This is a genomic window from Moorena sp. (assembly GCF_982860115.1).
The window spans coordinates 1-3,944 of the sequence record NZ_CEYLVT010000390.1 but is presented as its reverse complement, the minus strand read 5'-3'; the positions used below and the strand labels follow the sequence as shown (position 1 = coordinate 3,944).

Annotated in this window: 6 protein-coding genes; 4 read left to right on the top strand and 2 right to left on the bottom strand. The window is 42.4% G+C overall.

Translation table 11 applies throughout. The features are described 5' to 3' along the window. Positions 1-510: 510 nt before the first annotated feature. A complete protein-coding gene (locus tag AC4II3_RS31825) occupies positions 511-810 on the bottom strand; it encodes a PepSY domain-containing protein (protein WP_488017025.1) in 300 nt (99 codons plus the stop codon). A gap of 292 nt (positions 811-1,102) precedes the next feature. After that, positions 1,103-2,059 carry a F510_1955 family glycosylhydrolase gene (locus tag AC4II3_RS31820; protein WP_488017023.1) on the bottom strand — a complete coding sequence of 319 codons (957 nt, stop codon included), beginning with the start codon at positions 2,057-2,059 and terminating at the stop codon, positions 1,103-1,105. Between the two features lie 81 nt (positions 2,060-2,140). Here AC4II3_RS31820 and AC4II3_RS31815 point away from each other — a divergent pair, with 81 nt between their 5' ends. The 4 genes from AC4II3_RS31815 (at position 2,141) to AC4II3_RS31800 (ending at position 3,368) form a co-directional block, all read left to right on the top strand. Then, a complete protein-coding gene (locus AC4II3_RS31815) occupies positions 2,141-2,326 on the top strand; it encodes a hypothetical protein (RefSeq protein WP_488017022.1) in 186 nt (61 codons plus the stop codon). A 175-nt stretch (positions 2,327-2,501) separates the two neighbouring features. Beyond that, a complete protein-coding gene (locus AC4II3_RS31810; RefSeq protein ID WP_488017020.1) occupies positions 2,502-2,792 on the top strand; it encodes a type II toxin-antitoxin system RelE/ParE family toxin in 291 nt (96 codons plus the stop codon). A gap of 9 nt (positions 2,793-2,801) precedes the next feature. Then, the gene (locus tag AC4II3_RS31805) at positions 2,802-3,089 is read left to right on the top strand and encodes an addiction module antidote protein (RefSeq protein ID WP_488017018.1); all 288 of its coding nucleotides are present in this window, start codon (positions 2,802-2,804) and stop codon (positions 3,087-3,089) included. 78 nt (positions 3,090-3,167) lie between these two features. Further along, positions 3,168-3,368, top strand: coding sequence for a hypothetical protein (locus tag AC4II3_RS31800; RefSeq protein ID WP_488029805.1), 201 nt, complete (start codon positions 3,168-3,170; stop codon positions 3,366-3,368). Positions 3,369-3,944: the final 576 nt, after the last annotated feature.

Here is a 3,944-nt window from a genome sequence, read left to right as displayed (position 1 = left end):
AGAGCTAATTTGTAAAGTAAATCTTAAGAAGCCTGAAAACCTTGCTATGATTGTCTTTTTGGTATTAAATAGTTCAATTGTTCTAGTTTAGCCGAAGCCTTATCCTACAAGGATTACAGCGAGTTTACAAATCAGCTCTAAGGTGGGCAGTGGCTACCAAGGCGCAAAGCCCAGTTTGGTGAATCTGTCTGCGACCCTGCCCACCCTACAAGAACTGCTATTAGGTAATAGGGAACAGCGGATCTGGGAACAGGAAACAAAATTATCACAATTACTACACGGATTGCTATTAGCCTTTTAAGGCAAAATGCCAAATGCCAAATGCCATGGTCAAGAGTGGTTTAAGCGATGCATCGCTTCGTCTATCAATCCTATGTTTACATCTCAAATAAAAATGCTATAGCGTTTTTCCTAGCTATGAGGTACGCATAATTTTTGCCCTATTCCCTATTCCCTGTTCCCTATTCCCTGTTCCCTATTCCCTGTTCCCTATTCCCTGTTTCCTATTTCCTACCTATTTCGTGAGCGCTGCCCTATAACCCGTCGCCGAGTCTGAAACCACATAGAAATACCTGTAATTGCTAAGGTTAATAAACCAAAGGCATTGAGAAACGGATAAATCATTTGTAAGTTAATGGAACCAAATTTTCCTTTGTGCAGTTCCAAAAGCCAAATAAATTCACTACTTTTATCAGTAAGAGCTGCCACCTGAAATAAGGAACCTGTAATCACAGTCAACAACACTGGCAATATCATAATTGGGGCAAACCAAGCGTGCAATTGACGTAAACGGAATCTATTAATAGCCATAGTAATTATCAATTCTCAGGGCACTTTAAGTACAAATATCTGGGGTTTAGGGAGCAGGGAGCAGGGAGCAGGGAAGAGGCAATAGGCAATAGGCAATAGGCAATAGGCAATAGGGGAAAAATAATGTGTTGATAATAGCTATTAACAACGCTATATTATAGTATTCATAATAGTAAGATCAATTCTAGAGAGTAGCTAAATGAATTGTGATAATTTTTGATTCCATATTACCTACTCCCTACTCCCTACTCCCTACTCCCTACTCCCTACTCCCTTTGCTATAGTAATAGTATTAGAATAATGGTTGCCAAGTTTTGCCGCTATCTTTGGATTGTAAGATGCCATTCTGATCATTAGCAGCGTATAAGAATTCGGGATTAGACGGGGCGATCGCCATATACAAAAATAAGTCTCCTGTTTCTGCGCTTATGGCTTCCCAAGTCTTACCCCCATCGGTACTTTTAAAGAATCCTCCGGAATCTTCTGAAAGGATGTGAAATCCATAAATTACTGTTTTTTCTGCTTCGGATTTCAGAGCCAGACTAGCAACCAGTGACTCTTGAGAATTGGGGACTAAAATCCAGCTTTTTCCACCATCCCTAGTCTCAAATAATCCCAGAGTTGTAGCGGCAAACACGTGCTCAGGATTGCGGGGGTCAACTACTAAGTTATGGGGATTATCCTCCAGTCCATGAGCTGGTAATTGATTCCAGGTTTTGCCACCATCTTTTGAAACCAACAAGCCTTGTTTTCCAGAAACCGCCCATCCATAAATTACCTTGGGGTTAGCTGGTGCGATCGCTAACGTCAGAAAGTCTACCCCCAGCAGGGATTGGAGCTGCCATTGTTGCCCTTGATTGTAGCTAGTCAGAAAACCGAGCTTGCCTCCTGATGGTGGATGTAAGCTAGCATACAATCGTCCGCTATCCTTGGGATGAGCCACAAAGCTGGTGAAATTAGAACGAGTTTTGCCAACTTGCAGCCATTTCCCTGCTTCAGAACGCTGCAATAACCCATGATGGGTGGCTACGTAGAGGATTTCCGGATTCTCTGGACTAACAGCCATAGCGTGAATATTAGTCTTCTGCCACCACTTCTCAGGAGCATCACTAAGAATAATGTTGTTATTGGTGACATCATTGGTCACTCCTGTTATGGTTGACTGAGTGATATTAGTTTTAATTGTGGTGGGTTGACAACCCATCACCGTAATAGCGACAATACTGTAAATAAACCAATTTTTAACCATATCGTTTATCTCTACATTCATCTATACATCAATTGCTTGATTGAAGCGGGTACAAGTGGCCCTACCACCAGTAATCCTAAGATGAATTCTCCCAATCCCAGGGTTGGACTGGTAATTTCAGTTCTGGTAGTTAACGTTTTACTATCCACTGTTGCTGCTTCGGAAACTGTAGCGGTTGCCACAGGAAGAGTTATTGGTACTGATACCGATTCTAGACCAAGCTGGTTTGATGGTGATGGCGTAGTTGCCGCTTCTGGGGTTTGTTGAGGTATGGTTGTTGGTGAGAATTTTCGGTGTGGGGAAGCAAAGGTTTTTTAATGTATTATAGGTCTGGTTTATAACTCCATGATTTGGGAGTTGTGGCTCAGGAGTGGCGAGGTGCAATATCCTACAATATTAGTTAGACATCCGTTGTCTTTTTGTATCTATTAGTATACAAGCCATGATCGAAATCCGCCAGACCGAAGCGTATTCCAAGTGGTTCAGCGGCTTGCGCGATCGACAAGCAAGGGCACGTATTGATATTCGTATTCGTCGTTTGTCGATGGGCAATCCCGGTGATGTGAAACCAGTGGGAAGAGGAGTTTCGGAACTGCGTATTGACTATGGACCTGGCTACCGGGTGTATTTCGTGCAGTGTGGGAGTACCTTGATAATCCTCCTTGCAGGTGGTGACAAGCGCACCCAAGACCGGGATATCAAGACAGCCCTAGATATAGCACAACAGTTATAGGAAATCGTCATGACCAACATCCAAACCCATCCCTGGGATGTGGCAGAACATCTGGAGACCAAAGAAGATATGGCTGCCTATCTTGAAGCTGCTCTTGAAGATGGGGATCCTGCCTTGGTAGTGGCTGCTCTACGGGATATTGCTCGTTCCAAAGCAATGACACAAATTGCTCGCGAAACCGCTCTCGGCCATGAAAGTCTTGATCAGGTGTTGTCGATGGAAGGTAATCCAGACTTGGCCACTGTTCTCAAGGTAATACAGGCACTTGGTCTACGGTTGCGGGCTACTCCAATATGAAGTATTGCATTATAAGATGGGTGTACCCTGGATCAGGCAAGAGATAATAAGCATTGACCCTGCAGCTTGCTTATTTCCATGGAAACCACCACTCAAGATATGCGTTCGCTTCCATTGCCCCCTGGTAATGTCTGTTTACCCATTATCGGTGAAACGATCAGCTTTTTAACCGATCGAAATTTCCACAAAAAGCGGTTAGACAAGTATGGGCGCATCATCTACAAAACCCACATTTTTGGTAGCAGTAGAGTGGGCATCCTGCCCGCTCGCAAATATTGATAACAGGCAAGATGCCCGTTCCACCAAGATGCCCATAGCACCTATCGGGTCAAACCGTAAAAATGGGATGCACTCAACCGGGATTGATGATCGTGATATTTTTGGCATCATGGAAATAACTCCTTTTTAGGAGGGAGGAAAGCTGCGCTGGTCGTCGTGGTTAACAGTTATTACCAGCGCAGCTATTAGTTTCAGTCGTTACCTTCTATACTATACATAACTTTTCAAAAAAAAGCAAGGGTTAATTAATTTATTTTACATTTATTTACAAATAATAGTTTTAGCTATTGATGAACTAAATTATGTGTAATATTTATAGTATTTACTATTGGATATTTGTTTATATAGCAGGCAATAGTTAAGATTTAAAAAACGGTTTATAGGATAGAATAGCTAAGCTTGTTTTTATTGAAATTGGATAGTAATCAGTTATCACAAAAAACTCACACTCTATCTCCCAACTACCGACTTCCTGCTCCCTTTACTAAAGTAAATCGCCGAATGGATAAATGCTTTAAAATAGCTGGGGGGGCGACGAAACAGCCTGAAATGCTTGGTATGTAAAGTTTGTAGGAT

Excerpts from the sequence above, each read along its gene's own strand:
- AC4II3_RS31815 (WP_488017022.1), top strand. The coding sequence starts at position 2,141 with ATGAATTCTCCCAATCCCAGGGTTGGACTGGTAATTTCAGTTCTGGTA.
- AC4II3_RS31810 (WP_488017020.1), top strand. The coding sequence starts at position 2,502 with ATGATCGAAATCCGCCAGACCGAAGCGTATTCCAAGTGGTTCAGCGGC.
- AC4II3_RS31805 (WP_488017018.1), top strand. The coding sequence starts at position 2,802 with ATGACCAACATCCAAACCCATCCCTGGGATGTGGCAGAACATCTGGAG.
- AC4II3_RS31820 (WP_488017023.1), bottom strand. The coding sequence starts at position 2,059 with ATGGTTAAAAATTGGTTTATTTACAGTATTGTCGCTATTACGGTGATG.
- AC4II3_RS31825 (WP_488017025.1), bottom strand. The coding sequence starts at position 810 with ATGGCTATTAATAGATTCCGTTTACGTCAATTGCACGCTTGGTTTGCC.
- AC4II3_RS31800 (WP_488029805.1), top strand. The coding sequence starts at position 3,168 with ATGGAAACCACCACTCAAGATATGCGTTCGCTTCCATTGCCCCCTGGT.